This is a genomic window from Mycolicibacterium pulveris (assembly GCF_010725725.1).
GTDB classification, from domain to species: Bacteria; Actinomycetota; Actinomycetes; order Mycobacteriales; family Mycobacteriaceae; genus Mycobacterium; species Mycobacterium pulveris.
Genome location: NZ_AP022599.1, coordinates 5,253,934 through 5,272,632, shown reverse-complemented (window position 1 = coordinate 5,272,632; position 18,699 = coordinate 5,253,934). Strand labels below are relative to the sequence as shown.

The 18,699-nt window shown below is 69.5% G+C and carries 18 protein-coding genes and 2 pseudogenes; 14 read left to right on the top strand and 6 right to left on the bottom strand.

The window, feature by feature from the left end:
* The first annotated feature begins 38 nt into the window (after positions 1-38).
* The 5 genes from mihF (at position 39) to metK (ending at position 3,956) form a co-directional block, all read left to right on the top strand.
* Positions 39-353 carry an integration host factor, actinobacterial type gene (gene mihF, locus G6N28_RS25590; protein WP_006244838.1) on the top strand — a complete coding sequence of 105 codons (315 nt, stop codon included), beginning with the start codon at positions 39-41 and terminating at the stop codon, positions 351-353.
* A gap of 16 nt (positions 354-369) precedes the next feature.
* Positions 370-945, top strand: coding sequence for a guanylate kinase (gmk, locus tag G6N28_RS25585; RefSeq protein WP_163905278.1), 576 nt, complete (start codon positions 370-372; stop codon positions 943-945).
* An 86-nt stretch (positions 946-1,031) separates the two neighbouring features.
* The gene (rpoZ, locus tag G6N28_RS25580; protein ID WP_163905276.1) at positions 1,032-1,349 is read left to right on the top strand and encodes a DNA-directed RNA polymerase subunit omega; all 318 of its coding nucleotides are present in this window, start codon (positions 1,032-1,034) and stop codon (positions 1,347-1,349) included.
* 19 nt (positions 1,350-1,368) lie between these two features.
* Positions 1,369-2,625, top strand: coding sequence for a bifunctional phosphopantothenoylcysteine decarboxylase/phosphopantothenate--cysteine ligase CoaBC (coaBC, locus tag G6N28_RS25575; RefSeq protein WP_163905273.1), 1,257 nt, complete (start codon positions 1,369-1,371; stop codon positions 2,623-2,625).
* Positions 2,626-2,747: 122 nt separating this feature from the next.
* Positions 2,748-3,956 carry a methionine adenosyltransferase gene (gene metK, locus G6N28_RS25570; protein WP_163905271.1) on the top strand — a complete coding sequence of 403 codons (1,209 nt, stop codon included), beginning with the start codon at positions 2,748-2,750 and terminating at the stop codon, positions 3,954-3,956.
* A 79-nt stretch (positions 3,957-4,035) separates the two neighbouring features.
* Here the strand turns inward: metK and G6N28_RS25565 are convergent, their stop codons facing one another.
* From G6N28_RS25565 to G6N28_RS25555, 3 genes are read right to left on the bottom strand one after another with little or no spacing between them, the layout of a single operon-like run.
* Positions 4,036-5,517, bottom strand: coding sequence for a flavin-containing monooxygenase (locus tag G6N28_RS25565; protein WP_163905269.1), 1,482 nt, complete (start codon positions 5,515-5,517; stop codon positions 4,036-4,038).
* Positions 5,514-6,491, bottom strand: coding sequence for an alpha/beta hydrolase (locus G6N28_RS25560; RefSeq protein WP_163905267.1), 978 nt, complete (start codon positions 6,489-6,491; stop codon positions 5,514-5,516). Before G6N28_RS25560 ends, G6N28_RS25565 begins: the two co-directional genes overlap by 4 nt.
* 9 nt (positions 6,492-6,500) lie before the next feature.
* Positions 6,501-7,472 (bottom strand): alpha/beta hydrolase, encoded by a 972-nt coding sequence (locus G6N28_RS25555; protein WP_163905265.1) that lies wholly within the window; start codon positions 7,470-7,472, stop codon positions 6,501-6,503.
* Here G6N28_RS25555 and G6N28_RS25550 point away from each other — a divergent pair.
* The 8 genes from G6N28_RS25550 to ribD all read left to right on the top strand — a co-directional run bounded on the left by G6N28_RS25550 (position 7,471) and on the right by ribD (position 16,743).
* The gene (locus tag G6N28_RS25550) at positions 7,471-8,220 is read left to right on the top strand and encodes a lysoplasmalogenase (RefSeq protein ID WP_235674693.1); all 750 of its coding nucleotides are present in this window, start codon (positions 7,471-7,473) and stop codon (positions 8,218-8,220) included. The two genes, G6N28_RS25555 and G6N28_RS25550, sit on opposite strands and share 2 nt — an antisense overlap.
* The gene (locus G6N28_RS25545; RefSeq protein ID WP_163905261.1) at positions 8,207-10,225 is read left to right on the top strand and encodes a primosomal protein N'; all 2,019 of its coding nucleotides are present in this window, start codon (positions 8,207-8,209) and stop codon (positions 10,223-10,225) included. Before G6N28_RS25550 ends, G6N28_RS25545 begins: the two co-directional genes overlap by 14 nt.
* Positions 10,226-10,263: 38 nt before the next feature.
* The gene (locus tag G6N28_RS25540; protein WP_163905259.1) at positions 10,264-12,072 is read left to right on the top strand and encodes a DUF2207 domain-containing protein; all 1,809 of its coding nucleotides are present in this window, start codon (positions 10,264-10,266) and stop codon (positions 12,070-12,072) included.
* Entirely contained in the window at positions 12,066-12,602 is a 537-nt protein-coding gene (locus G6N28_RS25535) for a LemA family protein (protein WP_163905257.1), read from the top strand. The genes G6N28_RS25540 and G6N28_RS25535 overlap by 7 nt, the downstream gene beginning before the upstream one ends.
* A 113-nt stretch (positions 12,603-12,715) precedes the next feature.
* Positions 12,716-13,645, top strand: a complete 930-nt coding sequence (gene fmt / locus G6N28_RS25530; protein WP_163905255.1) for a methionyl-tRNA formyltransferase — start codon at positions 12,716-12,718, stop codon at positions 13,643-13,645.
* On the top strand, positions 13,642-15,024 hold the full coding sequence (locus G6N28_RS25525; protein ID WP_163905253.1) for an RsmB/NOP family class I SAM-dependent RNA methyltransferase: 1,383 nt from the start codon (positions 13,642-13,644) through the stop codon (positions 15,022-15,024). Before fmt ends, G6N28_RS25525 begins: the two co-directional genes overlap by 4 nt.
* A gap of 46 nt (positions 15,025-15,070) precedes the next feature.
* On the top strand, positions 15,071-15,745 hold the full coding sequence (rpe, locus tag G6N28_RS25520) for a ribulose-phosphate 3-epimerase (RefSeq protein WP_163905251.1): 675 nt from the start codon (positions 15,071-15,073) through the stop codon (positions 15,743-15,745).
* Positions 15,742-16,743 carry a bifunctional diaminohydroxyphosphoribosylaminopyrimidine deaminase/5-amino-6-(5-phosphoribosylamino)uracil reductase RibD gene (ribD, locus tag G6N28_RS25515; RefSeq protein ID WP_163905249.1) on the top strand — a complete coding sequence of 334 codons (1,002 nt, stop codon included), beginning with the start codon at positions 15,742-15,744 and terminating at the stop codon, positions 16,741-16,743. The genes rpe and ribD overlap by 4 nt, the downstream gene beginning before the upstream one ends.
* On the opposite strand, the pseudogene G6N28_RS25510 reads toward ribD, so the two are convergent.
* The 3 genes and pseudogenes from G6N28_RS25510 to G6N28_RS25500 form a co-directional block, all read right to left on the bottom strand.
* Positions 16,740-17,618, bottom strand: a pseudogene (locus G6N28_RS25510) (ABC transporter ATP-binding protein). The gene ribD and the pseudogene G6N28_RS25510 overlap by 4 nt on opposite strands.
* Positions 17,590-17,778: pseudogene (locus G6N28_RS25505) on the bottom strand (ABC transporter permease); the annotation flags it as partial. The pseudogenes G6N28_RS25505 and G6N28_RS25510, both read right to left, overlap by 29 nt.
* Positions 17,779-17,828: 50 nt before the next feature.
* Positions 17,829-18,389, bottom strand: a complete 561-nt coding sequence (locus tag G6N28_RS25500) for a type 1 glutamine amidotransferase domain-containing protein (protein ID WP_179962148.1) — start codon at positions 18,387-18,389, stop codon at positions 17,829-17,831.
* Between the two features lie 136 nt (positions 18,390-18,525).
* Here G6N28_RS25500 and G6N28_RS26795 point away from each other — a divergent pair, with 136 nt between their 5' ends.
* Positions 18,526-18,696: a hypothetical protein gene (locus G6N28_RS26795; RefSeq protein WP_170307920.1), complete on the top strand. Its 171-nt coding sequence runs from the start codon at positions 18,526-18,528 to the stop codon at positions 18,694-18,696.
* Positions 18,697-18,699: the final 3 nt, after the last annotated feature.

Below are 18,699 nucleotides of genomic sequence, written 5' to 3'. Positions count from 1 at the left end.
GATTTAATACAAATGATGGTGATGAGACGGAGGAACCCGTGGCCCTTCCCCAGTTGACCGACGAACAGCGCGCGGCAGCGTTGGAGAAGGCTGCCGCCGCACGTCGAATCCGGGCTGAACTCAAAGATCGGCTCAAGCGCGGTGGCACCAATCTCAAGCAGGTGCTCAAGGACGCCGAGACCGATGAGGTGCTCGGCAAGATGAAGGTTTCCGCGCTGCTGGAGGCCCTGCCCAAGGTCGGCAAGGTCAAGGCGCAGGAAATCATGACCGAACTCGAAATCGCCCCCACCCGCCGTCTGCGCGGCCTGGGCGATCGCCAGCGCAAGGCGCTGCTGGAAAAGTTCGACCAGTAGTTCCCGGGCGCAGAAGTTGAGCGCCGGCCGAGGGGCCGGCCGGGTAGTCGTGCTGTCCGGCCCCTCTGCCGTCGGGAAGTCGACGCTCGTGCGCTGCCTGCGCGAGCGAATTCCCGACTTGTACTTCAGCGTGTCGGTCACCACCAGGGCGCCCCGCCCCGGCGAGGTCGACGGTGTCGATTACTCGTTTGTGACCGATGAGCAGTTTCAGCAGCTGATCGACCGCGGGGCCCTGTTGGAGTGGGCCGAAATCCACGGTGGTCTGCACCGCTCCGGCACCCCCGCGCAGCCTGTGCTCGAGGCCACCGCGGCCGGTCATCCCGTCCTCATCGAGGTCGATCTGGCGGGTGCCCGGTCGGTGAAGCAGGCGATGCCCGAGGCCCTCACCGTGTTCGTCGCCCCGCCCGACTGGGCAACGCTTCAGAGCCGGCTGACCGGGCGGGGCACCGAAAGCCCCGAGGTGATGGATCGCCGGCTGGCGACGGCGAAGGCCGAACTGGCCGCGCAGGGGGAGTTCGACGTGGTCGTGGTGAACAGGCAATTGGAATCGGCCTGCGCCGAATTGGTATCCTTGCTGGTGGCCCAAGACTGACCCAGCGCCAGAGCCGGCGCGGGAAGCCCCGATAGCCACCTTAGTTCAGAGGCAACCCAGCCAGCCAACCGCCAGGAGAATTTTTAGTGAGCACCCCGCACGCCGATACGCAGCTGGCCGCCGTGGACGACTTCGACACGTCCGCCGCCGGCGCCTACGACACGCCGCTCGGCATCACCAACCCGCCGATCGACGAGTTGCTGGAGCGCGCATCGAGCAAGTACGCCCTGGTGATCTTCGCCGCCAAGCGCGCACGCCAGATCAACGACTACTACAACCAGCTCGGCGACGGCATCCTCGAGTATGTCGGCCCGCTGGTCGAGCCGGGCCTTCAGGAGAAGCCGCTGTCGATCGCGCTGCGCGAGATCCACGCCGACCTGCTCGAGCACACCGAAGGCGAGTAGCGACTCAGGAGCGGCCCGCATGGAGCCCAAGCGGATCATCGTCGGCGTCGCCGGTGGCATCGCCGCTTACAAGGCGGCGACCGTGGTCCGCCAGCTCACCGAAGCCGGACACTCGGTCCGGGTCATCCCGACCGAATCCGCGTTGCGTTTCGTCGGCGCGGCGACGTTCGAAGCGCTGTCCGGCAACCCCGTGCACACCGGCGTCTGGGACGACGTGCACGAGGTACCGCACGTGCGCATCGGTCAGGAGGCCGACCTCGTCGTCGTCGCACCCGCCACCGCCGACCTGCTGGCCCGTGCGACCATCGGACGCGCCGACGACCTGCTGACCGCGACGCTGCTCACCGCGCGATGTCCGGTGCTGCTGGCCCCGGCCATGCACACCGAGATGTGGTTGCACCCAGCCACCGTCGACAACGTCGCCACATTGCGCCGCCGCGGTGTGGTGGTGCTCGAACCGGCGTCGGGGCGGCTCACCGGCGCCGACACCGGTGCCGGGCGGTTGCCCGAGGCCGAGGAGATCACCACGTTCGCCCAGCTGCTGCTGGCGCGTGGCCTCGAATCGCCGGCGCTGCCCTACGACCTGGCCGGGGTGAAAGCCCTGGTCACCGCGGGTGGCACGCGCGAGCCGATCGATCCGGTGCGGTTCATCGGCAACCGCAGCTCCGGCAAGCAGGGCTATGCGATGGCCCGGGTGATGGCCCAGCGCGGCGCCGAAGTCACGCTGATCGCCGGCAACACCGCGGGGCTGATCGACCCGGCCGGCGTCGAGGTCGTGCACATCGGCTCGGCCGCCCAGCTCAAGGACGCGGTGTCCAAGCACGCACCCGACGCGCACGTGCTGGTGATGGCGGCCGCGGTGGCCGACTTCCGGCCGGTCACCCAGTCCACCAGCAAGATCAAGAAGGGCCCGGAGAGCCAGGGCGAGCCGGTCATCGAGCTCACCCGCACCGACGACGTGCTGGCCGGCGCCGTGCGGGCCCGCGCCGACGGGCAACTGCCCAACATGCGGGCCATCGTCGGGTTCGCCGCCGAGACCGGCGACGCCAACGGCGACGTGCTCTTCCACGCCAGGGCCAAGCTGCAGCGCAAGGGCTGTGACCTGCTGGTCGTCAACGCCGTGGGGGAGAACAGGGCGTTCGAGGTGGACAACAACGACGGCTGGCTGTTGGCGGCCGACGGCACCGAGTCGGCGTTGGAGCACGGTTCGAAGACCCTGATGGCCAGCCGTATCGTGGACGCGATCGCCGCGTTCCTCAGGAGCGGCGGCGGATAGCTCGATCACACGTCTGCTGCGCCGAAGGGTTGCGCAGAACCAGCGCACACGCTTGGGTGCAACCGGGCGGCCCGAACCCGAGGCCTACAATTCGACCAACTAACTTTCGGAAGGACCACACCGTGACGCAAGCTCGGCTGTTTACCAGTGAGTCGGTAACCGAGGGCCATCCCGACAAGATCTGCGACGCCATCAGCGACTCGGTGCTCGACGCGTTGCTCGCCGACGATCCCAAATCGCGCGTCGCGGTGGAGACCCTGGTAACGACCGGGCAGGTGCACGTGGTCGGCGAGGTGACGACCTCGGCCAAGGAGGCGTTCGCCGAGATCACCAACACCGTGCGCCGGCGCATCCTCGAGATCGGCTACGACTCCTCGGAGAAGGGGTTCGACGGGGAGACCTGCGGCGTCAACATCGGCATCGGCGCACAGTCACCCGACATCGCCCAGGGCGTCGACACGGCTCACGAGACCCGCGTCGAGGGCGCCGCCGACCCGCTGGACTCCCAGGGCGCCGGGGACCAGGGGCTGATGTTCGGCTACGCGATCGAGGACACCCCGGAGCTGATGCCGCTGCCTATCGCGCTGGCGCACCGGCTGTCGCGGCGGCTGACCGAGGTCCGCAAGAGCGGGGTGCTGGACTATCTGCGTCCCGACGGCAAGACCCAGGTCACCGTCGCCTACGACGGCACCACCCCGGTGCGCCTGGACACCGTGGTGCTCTCCACCCAGCACGCCGCCGGCATCGACCTGGACGCCACGCTGACGCCCGACATCCGCGAGAAGGTCGTCAACACCGTGCTGGCCGACCTCAACCACGACACGATGGACACCTCGGACTTCCGGCTGCTGGTGAACCCGACCGGCAAGTTCGTGCTCGGCGGGCCGATGGGTGACGCGGGCCTGACCGGCCGCAAGATCATCGTCGACACTTACGGCGGATGGGCCCGTCACGGCGGCGGCGCGTTCTCCGGCAAGGATCCGTCCAAGGTGGACCGCTCCGCGGCGTACGCGATGCGCTGGGTGGCCAAGAACGTGGTCGCCGCGGGCCTGGCCGAGCGCGTCGAGGTGCAGGTCGCCTACGCGATCGGCAAGGCCGCCCCGGTCGGGTTGTTCGTCGAGACCTTCGGCACCGAGACCGTTGATCCCGGGCGTATCGAGAAGGCCATCACGTCGGTGTTCGACCTGCGGCCCGGCGCGATCGTGCGCGATCTGGACCTGCTGCGCCCGATCTACGCGCAGACCGCCGCATACGGCCACTTCGGCCGCACCGACATCGAGCTGCCGTGGGAGCAGCTCAACAAAGTCGAGGAGCTCAAGGCTTCCGTCTAGGCGCCAACCATCCCCGAAACTGACGCAATGGTCGCCGTCAGCGACGAAAACCAGCCATTGCGTCGGTCTCGGCGGCGGTCTACGCGCTGAACGCGTAGTCGTCGAGCGGGAAGCGGCGGGCGCGCCAGTGCGCCTCCAGCGTGGTGGCCGGCCGTAGCGGCACGTCACCGTTGGGGTCGAAGTAGTAGCTGTTGGCCAGCTTGCAGCTGTCCTGCCAGAAGATCTGGCGATGCCGCTTGCGCATCATCTCGGCGAAGTAGCGGTCGTTGGCTTCCTGCTTGACCTCGACGCGGGTGGCGCGGTTGAGCCGGGCGTGGGTCAGGCAGCGCACGATGTGATGAGTCTGGGCCTCGATGAGCGCGAAGTAGGAGCTGCCGACGTACCCGTAGGGCCCGAACACCGTGAAGAAGTTCGGGAAGCCGGGCGCGCTGACCCCCTCGTAGGCCTGCAAACGCTGTTCGTTCCAGTAACTGCTGAGCGATCGCCCGCCCGGCCCGGTGACCGCGTAGGTCGGCACGCTGTCGGGATCCATCACCTTGAAGCCGGTCGCCAGGATGAGCACGTCGATGTCGCGGGTCTGACCGTCGGCAGTGGCCACCCCGGTGCCGGTGATCTTGTCGATCGGCTCGGTCACCAGCTCGACGTTGGCGCGGTTGAACGTCGACAGGTAGGTGTTGTGGAACCCGGGGCGCTTGCAGCCGACGGCGTAGCGCGGGGTGAGCTTGTCGCGCACCACCGGGTCGCGGACCTGTTGGCGCAGATACGCCTCACCGAACTTCGACATCCGCTTGGCCATCGGGTTGAGCGTGAAGTACTGCGCGGGCAGCGTGAACGTGAGCTCCACATAGGCCTGGCTGAGCCAGCGTTGCACGGTGTGGCCGCCGGGCAGCCGCATCAGCTTTCGCACCACAGGCGGCAGCGGCACGTCGGGTTTCGGGAAGCACCAGATCGGGGTGCGCTGAAACACGGTGAGCCGCTCCACAATCGGCGCGATCTCCGGGATCACCTGGACGGCGGACGCGCCGGTGCCGATGACCGCGACCCGTTTACCGGTCAGGTCCTGGCCGTGGTCCCAGCGTGCGGTGTGCATGGTCACGCCGCTGAACGAGTCGACGCCGTCGATGTCGGGGAAGTTCGGTGTGATCAGCACGCCGCAGGCGTTGATCAGGAACCGCGCGGTGACGACCCCGCCGGGATCGGTGCGGAGGTGCCACAGGTTGGCGTCGTCGTCGAAGTCGGCGGCCAGCACCTTGGTGTTGAACCGGATCTTGTGCCGCAGACCGTACTTGTCGACGCAGTGTTCGGCGTAGGCCTTCAGCTCGTGCCCGGGCGCGTAGCTGCGCGTCCAGTCCGGGCTCTTCTCGAAGGAGAACTGGTAGGAGAACGACGGAATGTCCACGGCGATACCGGGATAGGTGTTCCAGTACCAGGTGCCGCCGGGCCCGTCACCGGCCTCGAGGACGAGGTAGTTGCCCATGCCGGCGTTGTCGAGCTTGATCGCCGCGCCGATACCGGAGAAACCGGCGCCGACGATGACGGTGTCGTACTCGGGCGTGGTCACGGTGTTTCCCGGCCCGGGTGCAGGGCGGCTTTCAGCGCCGCCAGCCCGCGGTTGGTGGCCTCGGCGGCGGCGGGCACCACCAGCGCGAAGTTGACGTAGCCGTGCACCAACGTCGGTTCGTTGCGCAGCTCGACGGGAACCCCTGCGGCGCTCAGCAATTCGGCATAGCGTGTGCCGTCGTCGCGGAGCGGGTCGTACTCGGCGGTGGCGATGAACGCCGGCGGCAGCCCGGACAGGTCCGCGGTGTTGGCGGGGGCCAGCGTCGGCGGCAGCTTGGCCGGTTCGCTGAGGTCCATGTCGCCCAGGTACCAGTGTAGAAACGCCGCCACCACGTCGCGGTCGAGGATCGGGCCGTCGGCGTTTTCGATCATCGACGGTAACTGGGTGTCCCCGGTGGTCGTCGGGTACCAGAGCAGCTGAAAGACCAGCGGCGGGCCGGCCTGATCGCGGGCCAGCTGCGTCATCACGGCCGAGATGTTGCCGCCCGCCGAGTCGCCGGCCACCGCGATCCGGGTCGGGTCGCCGCCCAGTTCTTCTGCGTGCCTGCCGACCCACCGCAGCGCGGCCCACGCGTCATCGATGCCTGCCGGCCAGGGGTGCTCGGGCGCCAGCCGGTAGTCCACCGAGACGACGATCGCCTCGGCGCCCACCGCGTGGCCGCGTGCCACCGGATCGTGGGTGTCCAGGTCGCCGATCGACCAGCCGCCGCCGTGGTAGAACACGACGACCGGGAGGTTCTCGTGCTGCTCGACGGGCGGCCAGTAGATCCGCACCGGGATGTCGGTGATGTCGCCGTAGCCGATCGTGCGTTCCTCGATCCGCATCGACGGCAACGTTTCCGGCGGGGCCTTCATCTGCCGCATCTGCTCGCGGGCGACCTCGACGCCGTCGTCGGCGGTGAACTTGAACGGAAACGCATCGAGCAGCGCCTGCATTGTCGGGTCGATACCCGGCCGCGCCGTGGGATCGGTCATATGCCCACGTTAGCTCGTGTGGTCATCGATCAGCGCGTCGCGCAGCGCCGCCAGGCCCCGATCGGCGGCCTCGGTGGCCGCAGGCACCACGCCCGCATAGGCGGGGTAGCCGTGCACCAGCGACCCGGCGGTGTGCAGTTGCACGGGTACCCCGGCGGCCGCCAGCAGCTCGGTGTAGCGGATGCCGTCGTCGCGCAGCGGGTCGTGGCCCGCGACCGCGATATAGGTCGGTGGCAGCCCGGACAGATTCTCGGCGCGGGCGGGCACCAGCGTGGCCGGCGGATCGAACATATCCAAATCCCCGACGTACCAACGGGTGTAGCCGCTGCACGCGGAAAGGTTGAGCACTGGGGCGTCGGCGTTCTCGGCGAACGACGGCAGCGTGGTGTCGAACGTGGTCGACGGGTACCACAGCAACGTAAACGCGATCGACGGCCCGCCCGTGTCGCGCGCCAGCTGGGCCATCACCGCCGCGAGGTTGCCTCCCGCGGAGTCGCCGGCAACGGCGAGCCGAACGGGGTCCGCGCCGAGCTCCGCGGCGTGCTGTGCCACCCACCGGGTGGCCGCCCAGGCGTCGTCGACGGCAGCGGGGTAGGGGTGTTCGGGCGCCAGCCGGTAGTCCACCGACACCACCACCGCACCCGCCCCGACGGCGTGCATACGGGCCGTGCCGTCGTAGCTGTCGAGGTCGCCGACCGACCATCCGCCGCCGTGCAGGTACACCACGACAGGAACGACGGTCTGGTCGGCCTCGGGGGGCCAGTACACCCGGATCGGGATCGGGCCGGCGGGCCCGTCGACGACGCGGTCCGCGCTGTGCACCTCGGGATGGACCTCGCGCCGGGGCAACTCGGCGAACCGGCGCCGAGCGGCCCCGGGTCCGCCGTCGGTTGTCAACTGAAACGGAACGGCCTCCAGTACCTTCTGCAGGATGGCATCTATCGGTTCGGGGACAGCCGACTTCTCCTCAGCAGCGGACATGGGCACACCGTACGTTCACCGCCGGACCCAGCTGCTGTGGGTCGGCGCCATGGTGGCCGCCGCCTGTTACGGGGTGTTCCTCATCGTCACCGCCGTGCGGCTTCCGGCGGGTGCGGAGCTGACGGGGCAGTTCGTGCTGCAACCGGCGGTCAAGGCGCTGGCCGCGGTGCTGCTGGCCGGGGCCGCGGCCAGCCATCCGATACCGCGGGAGCGACGTTGGCTGATCGGCGCGCTGCTGTTTTCGGCCGCAGGCGACTTCCTGTTGGCGCTGCCCTGGTGGGAGCCGTCGTTCGTGCTCGGGTTGTCGGCCTTCTTGGTGGCGCATCTGTGCTTCCTGGGCGCGCTGGTGCCGCTGGTGGGGCGATCGGCGCCGGGCCTGGTGTCTGCGGGAGTCACCGTCGCCGCCTGTGCGGGGCTGCTGATCTGGTTCTGGCCGCGATTGCTCGAGGAGGGGATGGCGGTGCCCGTCACGCTCTACATCGCGGTGCTGGGGGCGATGGTGTGCGCGGCGCTGCTGGCCCGATTGCCGACCCGCTGGACGGCGCTGGGCGCGGTGTGTTTCGCGGTGTCAGACGCGATGATCGGCATCAGCAAGTTCGTGCTGGCACCCGAGAACGCCGAGGCGCTGGCGGTGCCGATCTGGTGGGTGTATTCGGCTTCGCTGGTTCTCATCACCGCCGGGTTCTTCTTCGGCCGGGGCGCGAACGTTCCTTACCGCTCGAATTCGCGGAGAAATGTCGAGCGGTAAGGAACGTTCGGCAACCAGACAGCAAGCCGAGCACGAGCCGATCGCGCGGGTGCTGCCGATGCTGTCGGTGCCCCACCTCGACCGCGAGTTCGACTACCTGGTGGCTGCGGAGCAGTCCGACGACGCGCAGCCCGGGGTGCGGGTGCGGGTGCGTTTCTCCGGTCGGCTGGTGGACGCGTTCCTCCTCGAAAGGCGTTCGGACACCGACCATGTCGGCAAGCTGGGCTGGCTCGACCGGGTGGTGTCCGCCGAACCGGTGTTGACGCCCGAGGTGCGTCGACTGGCTGATGCGGTGGCCGCGCGCTACGCGGGCACCCGCGCCGACGTGTTGCGGCTGGCCATCCCGCCGCGCCACGCCCGCGTCGAGAAGCAACCACCCACCGATCCGGCGCCGCTGTCCGTCAATCCCGTTGACCCCGCGGCCTGGTCGGTCTACGGGCGCGGTGAGCGGTTTCTGGCGGCGCTGGGCGACGGCCGCGCCGCCCGCGCCGTCTGGCAGGCGCTGCCCGGCGAGAACTGGGCCGACCGGCTGGCCGAGGCCGCGGCCGTCACGGTTAGTTCCGGGCGCGGTGTGTTGGTGATCGTGCCGGATCAGCGCGACATCGACGCGATGCATGCCGCCGCGATCCAATACGTCGAAGAAACCGGGGTGGTGGCGCTGTCGGCGGGTCTTGGCCCCGCGCAGCGCTATCGGCGCTGGCTGGCCGTGCTGCGGGGCCCCGCCCGCCTGGTCATCGGCACCCGCAGCGCGGTGTTCGCGCCCGTCGGCGACCTCGGACTGGTGATGCTGTGGGACGACGGCGACGACACGCTTGCCGAGCCGCGCGCGCCGTACCCGCACGCCAGGGAGGTCGCGATGCTGCGCGCGCATCAACTGCGGTGCGCGGCGCTGATCGGCGGCTACGCCCGCACCGCTGAGGCCCACGCGCTGGTGCGCAGCGGCTGGGCGCACGATCTGGTGGCACCGCGAACGGCGGTGCGCGCCGCCTCCCCGCGCGTCGTCGCCATCGAGGACAGCGGCTTTGAGCAGGAACGCGATCCGGCCGCACGCACCGCGCGGCTGCCGTCGATGGCGCTGCACGCCGCGCGCACCGCGCTGGAACGGGGCGCGCCCGTGCTGGTGCAGGTGCCGCGCCGAGGATACGTGCCCGCCCTGGCCTGTAACCGTTGCCGCAGCGTGGTCCGGTGCAGGCACTGCACCGGACCGCTGTCGTACCCGGACCGCGACGCCGGCGGGGCGGTGTGCCGGTGGTGTGGCCGCGGCGACACCGCGCTGCGCTGTGCGCGGTGTGGATCCGATGCCGTCCGTGCGGTGGTCGTGGGTGCTCGCCGCACCGCCGAGGAGCTCGGACGGGCGTTCGCCGGCACGACGGTCATCACCTCCGGTGGCGACGCGGTGGTGCCTGCGGTGCCCGCGGCGCCCGCGCTCGTCGTCGCGACGCCCGGGGCCGAGCCCATCGCCGCCGATCGATACGGCGCGGCGCTGCTGCTGGACAGCTGGGCGTTGCTCGGCCGCCAGGATCTGCGCGCCGCCGAGGACACGATGCGGCGCTGGATGGCCGCCGCCACCCTGGTGCGCAGCCGCGCCGACGGCGGCGTGGTCGCGGTGGTCGCCGAATCGGCGATTCCCACTGTGCAGGCGCTGATCCGGTGGGATCCGGTGGGCCACGCCGACGCCGAGTTGGACGCCCGCGCCGAGGTCGGGCTCCCGCCGGCGGTGCACATGGCTGCGGTCGACGGCGTGCCCGCATCGGTGCGTACCCTGCTGGATACCGTTGAGATGCCGGACGCCGCAGAGGTTTTGGGGCCGGTGGACTTACCGGTGGGAGCGCGACGGCCGCCGGGTATTCCGGCGGACAGCCCGGTGAGCCGGATGCTCGTGCGGGTGCCCCGCGGCGACGGGTTGGCACTGGCCACCGCTCTGCGCCGGGCCGTCGGCCTGCTCAGCGCACGCCACGATCAACAGCCGGTTCGTGTGCAAATGGACCCGTTGCACATAGGGTAATGCGCACACGGGCGGACCGTGGTGAACCGGAGGTGCGAATGCGGCGGCTACTCCTGTTGCTCATCCCGTTGGTGCTCATCACGTTTGGCCTGTTGTCCCCCCTGGTCTTCGACTCGGTGACCCAAGAAGCCACCGATATCTCCGACCCGGTCGTCATCAGCGAGTACCGGGTGAACTTCGCCGTCTCCGCCGACGGCCGGCTCGACGCCGTGGAGACCATCACCGCCGATTTCCCGAGCGGGCGCCACGGTCTGTTCCGGTACTGGGATGTCGCCAACCCCAACGTCACCGGGGTGCGCCAGCGGCCACAGATCACGTCGATCCTGCTCGACGGGGAACTGGCGAAGTACCAGATGCTGTGGGAGAACGGCACGCGGTTCCGGGTCGCGAAGATCGGCGACCCCGACGCCTATCTGCGGCCGGGCGCCCACGTCTTCGAGATCCGCTACACCATCGACGGGGTGCTTGATCCGGCAAACATCGGCGCCGACAAGCGGTTTGCGGCATCGGTCGGCAACCCCGGTGCCGCGGAATCCGTGTTCTTCTGGAACGCGATCGCGCCCTCGTGGAACAACTACATCGAGCGCGCCGACATCTCGATCCGGTTGCCCGGCGACATCCCCGGCGTGCAGTGCTCGGTGGGTCATGGCGTCGGCCAACCCTGCCGCGGCCTGGCCGTTTCGGCGCACACGGTGCAGCTGTCGGCGGTCAACCTGCCGCCGCGCACCCCGGTCACGGTGCGCGCGGAGGTGGACGTTCCGACGCCGCCGCGCACCGAAGTGCCGTGGCCGCAGCGGTGGGACGGCGTGCTGGGCGACTCGGTGGCGGGACTGCTGTGGGTGGGCGGGTTCATCGTCGCCGCGGTGCTGATCGCGCTGCTGTGGTACGGCCGAATCCTGGAGACCCCGCCCGGTTTTCCGCTTCAATACAGCCCGCCGGACGGACTCGGACCCGTCCAGCTCGAATACATCCGCACCGAGGACGTGCCCACCGCGGGGCTGACCGCGACGCTGTTTCATCTCGCCGAGCGCGGGCTGGTCGAACTGCGACAGGTCAGCGCCAAGCACTGGAAGATCCGCGGGATCGCCGACGAGGGTGCGTGGGCAGACGTCGACCCCGTCGCCGTCGCGGTCGGGTCGAGGCTGAAGGTGATGGGACCGGGCAGAGAGTTCGACGCGAAAAAGACCGTCAAGTCGGGGGAGCGGCTCAGCGGCGCCAAGAGCGACATGGCCGCCGCCGTGCGCAACTGGGCTTTGGACGAGAAACTGCTCGGCAAGAAGCGCTCCGAGTGGTGGCTGCGGGTCGCCAACGTCACGGCCTTCGTGGCGATGATGGTGTGCCTCTTCCGCTGGTTCGGAATCCCCAACACGCTGTGGGCATTGCCGTTCGCCGCGTTCTTTCTGTTCACGACGCCGTCCTGGCTACCCGGCGTCGGCACCCGCCGCACCGCCGCCGGACGCGAACTGTGGTCGCGGGCAGGCGGATTCCACCGGTTGCTGGCCACCGACTCCGCCGAGAGCCGGTTCGACTTCGCCGCCCGCCGCGACCTGTACACGGCCTACATCCCGTTCGCGGTGGCCGCGGGCGCCGCGGCATTGTGGGCCAAGAAGTACGAGGCAGTGATGGGTCAGCCTGCCCCGCAACCGGATTGGTATCACTCGTCATCGTCGACCGGTTGGGGTTTCAGCAGCAGTTCTGGTGGTGGCGCGGACTTCGACAGTTTCGAGTCGGCGCTGTCGTCGTCGATCGGTGCCTACACCGCCTCGCAGTCGTCCTCCTCGTCGTCGTCCGGTGGTGGCGGAGGCGGCGGCGGCGGCGGTGGCGGAGGAGGAGGCGGATCATGGTGAGGATCCTGCTGGTCATCGTGCTGATGCTCGCGGTGGCGGCGCTGGTCAGTTTCGTGGTGGGCTACAACAGGATTCGCTCCGCCGACGTCCGGGTCGCCGAGGCGTTGTCGGGCATCGACGTGGAGTTGATGCGGCGCGCCTCGCTGATCCCCAGCCTGGTGCACACCGTGCAGACGTTCGCCGCGCACGAGAAAGCCATCCTCGACCACGTCACCAATGCCCGCGCGGCGCTGGCGTCGGCGACCACGGGCAAGTCGGTGGCCGAGCGCAGCGCCGCGGAACGAGAACTCGACAGCGCGTTGCTTCCGCTGCTGGCGCTCGGCCAGAACTATCCGCAGCTCAACTCGTCGGAGAACTTCCTGAACCTGCAGAACAACCTCGCCGACACCGAGAACAAGCTGGCGTTCGCCCGTCAGTACTACAACGACGCGGTGGCGACGCTGAATCGGCTCATCACCACGATCCCGTGGATGTTCGTGGCCCCGCTGGCCGGGATCGGTGAACGGGAGTACTACCAGACCCCGCGCTAGCGGAGGCGCACCCCATTGTTCGCGAGATCTACCCCAGGGCTGCCGCGCGCCGCGAACAGCGACCATGGTGCAGATCTCGACGTGAGCCGAAGCGCGCTCTCTAGACTGGCTCGGTGCGCATCGTCTTCGCCGGCACCCCGGAACCCGCCCTGCCGTCGCTGCGCCGGCTGATCGAATCGCCGCGCCACGACGTCATCGCGGTGTTGACCCGGCCCGACGCCGCGTCGGGCCGGCGGGGCAAACCCGCACCGTCGCCGGTGGCTCGGCTCGCGCTCGAACACGACATCCCGGTGCTGCGACCGCAACGGCCCAACTCCGAGGAGTTCATCGCCGAGCTGAGCGACCTGAACCCGGACTGCTGTGCGGTGGTGGCCTACGGCGCGCTGCTGAGCGAACGGCTGCTGGCCGTGCCCCGCCACGGCTGGGTCAACCTGCACTTCTCGCTGCTTCCGGCCTGGCGCGGCGCCGCACCGGTGCAGGCCGCGATCGCCGCGGGCGACACCGTGACGGGTGCGACCACGTTTCGCATCGAGCCTGCCCTGGACTCCGGTCCCATCTACGGCGTGGTCACCGAAACCATCCGCCCGACCGACACGGCGGGCGATCTCCTTGACCGGCTGGCGGTTTCGGGCGCCGCGCTGTTGGAGACCACACTGGACGGCATCGCCGACGGGTCGCTGCAGCCGGTTGCCCAACCCTCGGAGGGCGTCAGCGTCGCCCCCAAGATCACCGTCGAGCAGGCCCGCGTGCGGTGGGACCTGCCCGCCCACGTGGTCGAACGACGCATCCGCGCCGTCACCCCAAGTCCCGGCGCCTGGACGATGATCGGCGACCTGCGGGTCAAGCTCGGCCCGGTCACCGTCGACGACAACGCAGATCCATTGGCCCCGGGCGAGATTCGGGTCGACCGCGACGGCGTGCGCGTCGGCACCGGCACGCAGCCGGTGCGTCTCGGTACGGTCCAACCCCCGGGCAAGAAACCGATGAACGCCGCCGACTGGTCCCGCGGCGCCCGACTCGACGACGCTGCGCGGGCCGAATGACCAGACCCCGCCGTCGCAGGCCTCCGCGCCGCAAGCCGCTCGACCCCGCCCGTCGCGCGGCTTTTGACGTGCTGCGCGCGGTCTCGGAAAAGGACGCCTACGCCAACCTGGCGCTGCCCGCGCTGCTGCGGGAGCGCGGAATCACCGGCCGGGACGCGGCGTTCGCGACCGAACTGACCTACGGCACCTGCCGCACCCGCGGGCTGCTGGACGCGGTCATCGGCCACGCGGCGGGACGCCCGCCCGACCGGATCGACCCCGTGCTGCTGGATCTGCTGCGGCTGGGCGCTTACCAGCTGCTGCGCACCCGGGTCGAACAACACGCCGCGGTCTCCACCACAGTCGAGCAGGCTGCCATCGAATTCGACTCGGCCCGTGCGGGTTTCGTCAACGCTGTGCTGCGCGCCATCGCCGGGAAAGACGAGAGCGCCTGGGTGCATGAGCTGGCACCGGACAAGAACGCCGACCCGATCGGCCACGAGGCGTTCGTGCACTCCCACCCGAGGTGGATCGCGCAGGCGTTCGCCGATGCGCTCGGCGGCCAGGCTACCGAGCTGGGGGCCCTGCTGGCCGCCAACGACGCCCGGCCCGCTGTCCACCTGGCGGCTCGGCCAGGGGTGCTGACCGCCGACGAGCTGGCCGCACAGGTCGGCGGCACCGTCGGCCGCTATTCGCCCTACGCGGTGTACCTGCCGGGCGGTGATCCCGCCCGGCTGGACGCGGTGCGCGCGGGCGCCGCGCTGGTGCAGGACGAAGGCAGCCAGCTGGTGGCCCGCGCGCTGATGCTGGCCGAGCTCGACGGGCCCGACACCGGCCGGTGGCTGGATCTGTGCGCGGGGCCGGGTGGCAAGACCGCGCTGCTGGCCGCGTTAGCGGCCAGCAGCGGCGCCGGGGCGCGGGTGACGGCGGTGGAACCCAACCCCAGGCGCGCCGAGCTGGTCGAGCACAACACCCGCGGGCTGCCCGTCGAGGTGTTGCGGGTCGACGGCCGCCAGACCGGCCTGGAGCCCGGATTCGACCGGTTGCTGGTTGACGCGCCGTGCACCGGTCTGGGCGCGCTGCGGCGCAGACCGGAGGCGCGGTGGCGGCGCACGCCCGCCGACGTACCGCAACTGGCGAAGCTGCAGCGTGAACTGCTGGCCGCCGCGATCGAGCTGACCCGGCCCGGCGGGGTGGTGCTCTACGCGACGTGCTCACCGCATCTGGCCGAGACCGTCGGCGTGGTCGCCGATGCGCTGCGCCGTCACCCGGTGACCGCGCTGGACACCCGGCCGCTTTTCGACCCCGTCGATCAGCTGGGTGACGGGCCGTACGTGCAGTTGTGGCCGCACCGGCACGGCACCGATGCGATGTTCGCGGCCGCACTCAAAGTGCGGTGAGCGCTTGCGCACCGAGCCAACAGATAGCAACAGATAGGGTGACGGCATGTCGAAGCCCCTGATCGCGCCGTCGATTCTGGCAGCCGACTTCGCCAGGCTGGCCGATGAGGCCGCCGCCGTGAAGGGCGCGGACTGGCTGCACGTCGACGTGATGGACAACCACTTCGTGCCGAACCTGACCATCGGGCTGCCCGTGGTCGAGGCGCTTCTGCCCACCACCGACATCCCGATGGACTGTCATCTGATGATCGAGAACCCGGAACGCTGGGCGCCCCCGTACGCCGAGGCCGGCGCCTACAACGTCAGCTTCCACGCCGAGGCGACCAACAACCCCGTCGCCGTCGCCCGCGACATCCGCGCCGCCGGCGCCAAGGCCGGGCTGGGAGTCAAACCCGGCACACCGATCGAGCCCTATCTGGAGATTCTGCCCGAGTTCGACACGGTGCTGATCATGTCGGTGGAACCCGGCTTCGGCGGGCAGAAGTTCATCCCCGAGGTGCTGCCGAAGGTGGGCATCGTGCGGCGTCTGGTCGACGCGGGTGAGCTGACCGTCATCGTCGAGATCGACGGCGGAGTCAACGCCGACACCATCGAGCAGGCCGCGGAGGCCGGGGTGGACTGTTTCGTCGCGGGTTCGGCGGTGTACAGCGCCGCGGACCCCGCCGCCGCGGTGGAGTCGTTGCGCAGGCAGGCCGCTGCCGCGTCAAAGCACCTTCGATGAACCTCGAGGCCGCCATGCGGCTGGCCATCGAGAAGGCCAACGACGTCAAAGGCAGAACCTATCCGAACCCGCCTGTGGGCGCGGTCATTCTGGACCGTGACGGCGAGGTCGCCGGGGTGGGCGCCACCGAACCGCCGGGCGGACCGCACGCCGAGGTGATCGCGCTGCGCAGGGCGGGTGGGCGTGCGGCCGGCGGAACCGCTGTGGTGACGCTGGAGCCGTGCAACCACTACGGCAGGACCCCACCCTGCGTGGACGCGCTTGTGGCGGGACGGGTTTCGACGGTGGCCTACGCGGTGACCGATCCGAACCCGGTGGCTGCCGGGGGCGCGGCGCGGTTGGCCGAGGCGGGCATCGACGTGGTCGCGGGCGTGCTCGCATCCGAGGTGGCAGGCGGTCCGCTGCGGGAGTGGCTGCACAAACAGCGCACCGGGTTACCGCACGTGACATGGAAATTCGCCACCAGCATCGACGGCCGTAGTGCGGCGGCCGACGGCAGCAGCCAGTGGATCACCAGTGAGGCGGCCCGCGCCGACGTGCACCGCAGACGCGCGGTCGCCGACGCGATCGTGGTCGGCACCGGTACCGTGTTCGTCGACGACCCCGCGCTCACCGCCCGGCTGCCCGACGGTACGCTCGCCGAGCAGCAGCCATTGCGCGTTGTCGTCGGTGAGCGTGAGATACCTTCGGACGCAACGGTTTTGAATGATGACTCGCGTACGATGGTGATCCGCACCCGAGACCCGAACGAGGTGCTCAAGGCGTTGTCCGACCGCACCGACGTGCTGGTGGAGGGCGGGCCGACGTTGGCAGGCGCATTTCTTCGGGCCGGCGTGATCGACCGCATCCTGGCCTATGTGGCGCCGATCCTGTTGGGCGGCCCGGTCACCGCGGTGGACGACGTCGGCGTGCTGTCCATCGCCCACGCGCAACGATGGCGCTTCGACGGCATCGAACCGATCGGTCCCGACGTGTTGCTCAGCCTGGTACCTGCTTAGTCCCCTGCCGGCTCCGGCGCGGGTTCGGCGCTCGGCAGCGGGCGGTGCTCGATGATTTCGCGGGTGCCCGAACCGAGCCCGCACCGTATAGCCGACCACCACCGCGTCGGTGCGAGCGCGCGCCGTCGCCGAGCGCGGCAGGTGAAACAGCGGGCCGAACTCGCCGAAATGGTCGCCCGCGCCGACAAGCTTGAGCATTTCCTCGCCACCGCCGGGTAATTCACGGACGAGCTCGAGTTCGCCCTTGGTGACGACGTAGATCAGATCGCCCATCGTGCCCTGCTCGAACAACACGGTCCCAGCCGAAAGCTCCACCGTCTCCGGATCAGTGGCGGTACCCGCGAAATCGGGAACGAGCTCGATGACCCGATCGGCCAGCGGCAGGATCCGAGTGTCGTGGGTGGCCACCACCACGATCCGCTCGCCCGACGCCAGCCCTCTGATCAACTTCAAAACTTCCTCGACCTGGATGAAATCCAGGTGGGCCGTGGGTTCGTCGGCCAGAATCAGCGGCGGATCCAGCGCAATCGCGCGGGCGACCGCGACCCGCTGCTGCTGACCGCCGCTGAGATCACCGGGACGATGGTGCAGCCTGTTGTGCAGGCCGACCCGCGCCAGCAGTTGATCCGCGCGTTTGGTCGCCGCGCGCCGCGACATGCCCGACGCGCGCAGCGGCACCATGACGTTCTCCCGCGCGGTCAGGCTCGGCACCAGGTTGAACGCCTGGAAGACGATGCCGACGCCGCCACGTCGAGGTTCAGACCGTCGATGGGGCGCACCGCGTATCCGGCGTTGGCGTACTCGACGACCAGGTCCTGAACCGAGAGTCGCTCACGGCCCTCCGAACGCCAGAGCCGACCTGACCAGGTACTGATCCACCCCGAGTGAGTTGACGGTGCGCTCGGCTTCCCAGCGAAATCCGTTGGCCAGTCCGGTGAGCACCAGCGTCATCGCGAAGATGATCGCCGTCGACACCACGGCGATGACGAAACGCCGCCTTCTCCACTGCATGTCGCGGAGCGCGGCCATCAGCATGCCCGCGACGTTACCGACGGGCCCCGCCTCGTGGGCTTGCTTTGGCGTTACTAGCCGCTCTTGGCGAAGGTCTCGATCAGCGTGCGGCAGAACGCGGGCAGGTCATCGGGCTTGCGGCTGGTCACCAAAGTGTTTGGGCCACGCGAGCATTCGACGACCTCGTCATCGACCCAGTTGGCGCCGGCGTTGACGAGGTCGGTCTTCACGCTGGGCCAGGACGTCATGGTCCGTCCGCGCACCACGTCGGCCTCGATCAGCGTCCACGGGGCGTGACAGATCGCCGCGACCGGCTTACCCGCGTCGAAGAAGCTCTTCGCGAACGCAACCGCAGCGGCGTCGGTGCGCAACAGGTCGGGGTTGGCGACGCCGCCGGGCAACACCAGGCCGGCGTACTCCGACACGTCCGCGTCGGCGGCGGACTTCTCCGCGTCGAACGTGTCCGCCGGCGTCAGATGGTTGAACGCCTGGATCTTGCCGGCCTCGGTGGAGACCAGTTCCGGGGTCCCGCCGGCCTGCTCGACCGCTTTCCACGGTTCGGTCAGCTCGACCTGCTCGGTGCCCTCGGGTGCGACCAGAAACGCAATTTTCTTGCCGTTCAGTGAACTTGCCATGAATTTCTCCTGTGACGTGTGGTCAACGACACACGCATACCCGCGGTTTCGGGCAGCCAATCAGTGGTGCCGGCGTCGGTACACTCGTACCGAAATGACCACTCACGCCGTGTGAGCACAACTGGAGGACACGAGCATGACTGCGTTGCAGGATTGGCTCAAGTATCGGCCCATGGGCCCGCGGAGCCTCAAAGCGTTGGTCTGCGGTGTGCTGCGGGATCGGTCGGACGCCACGTCGGCACCCGACGACGAGTCGGCCCGCCGCGACGAACCGGTGCTGATTCGCCCCGGCATCGAGCGCTGCTGAGCC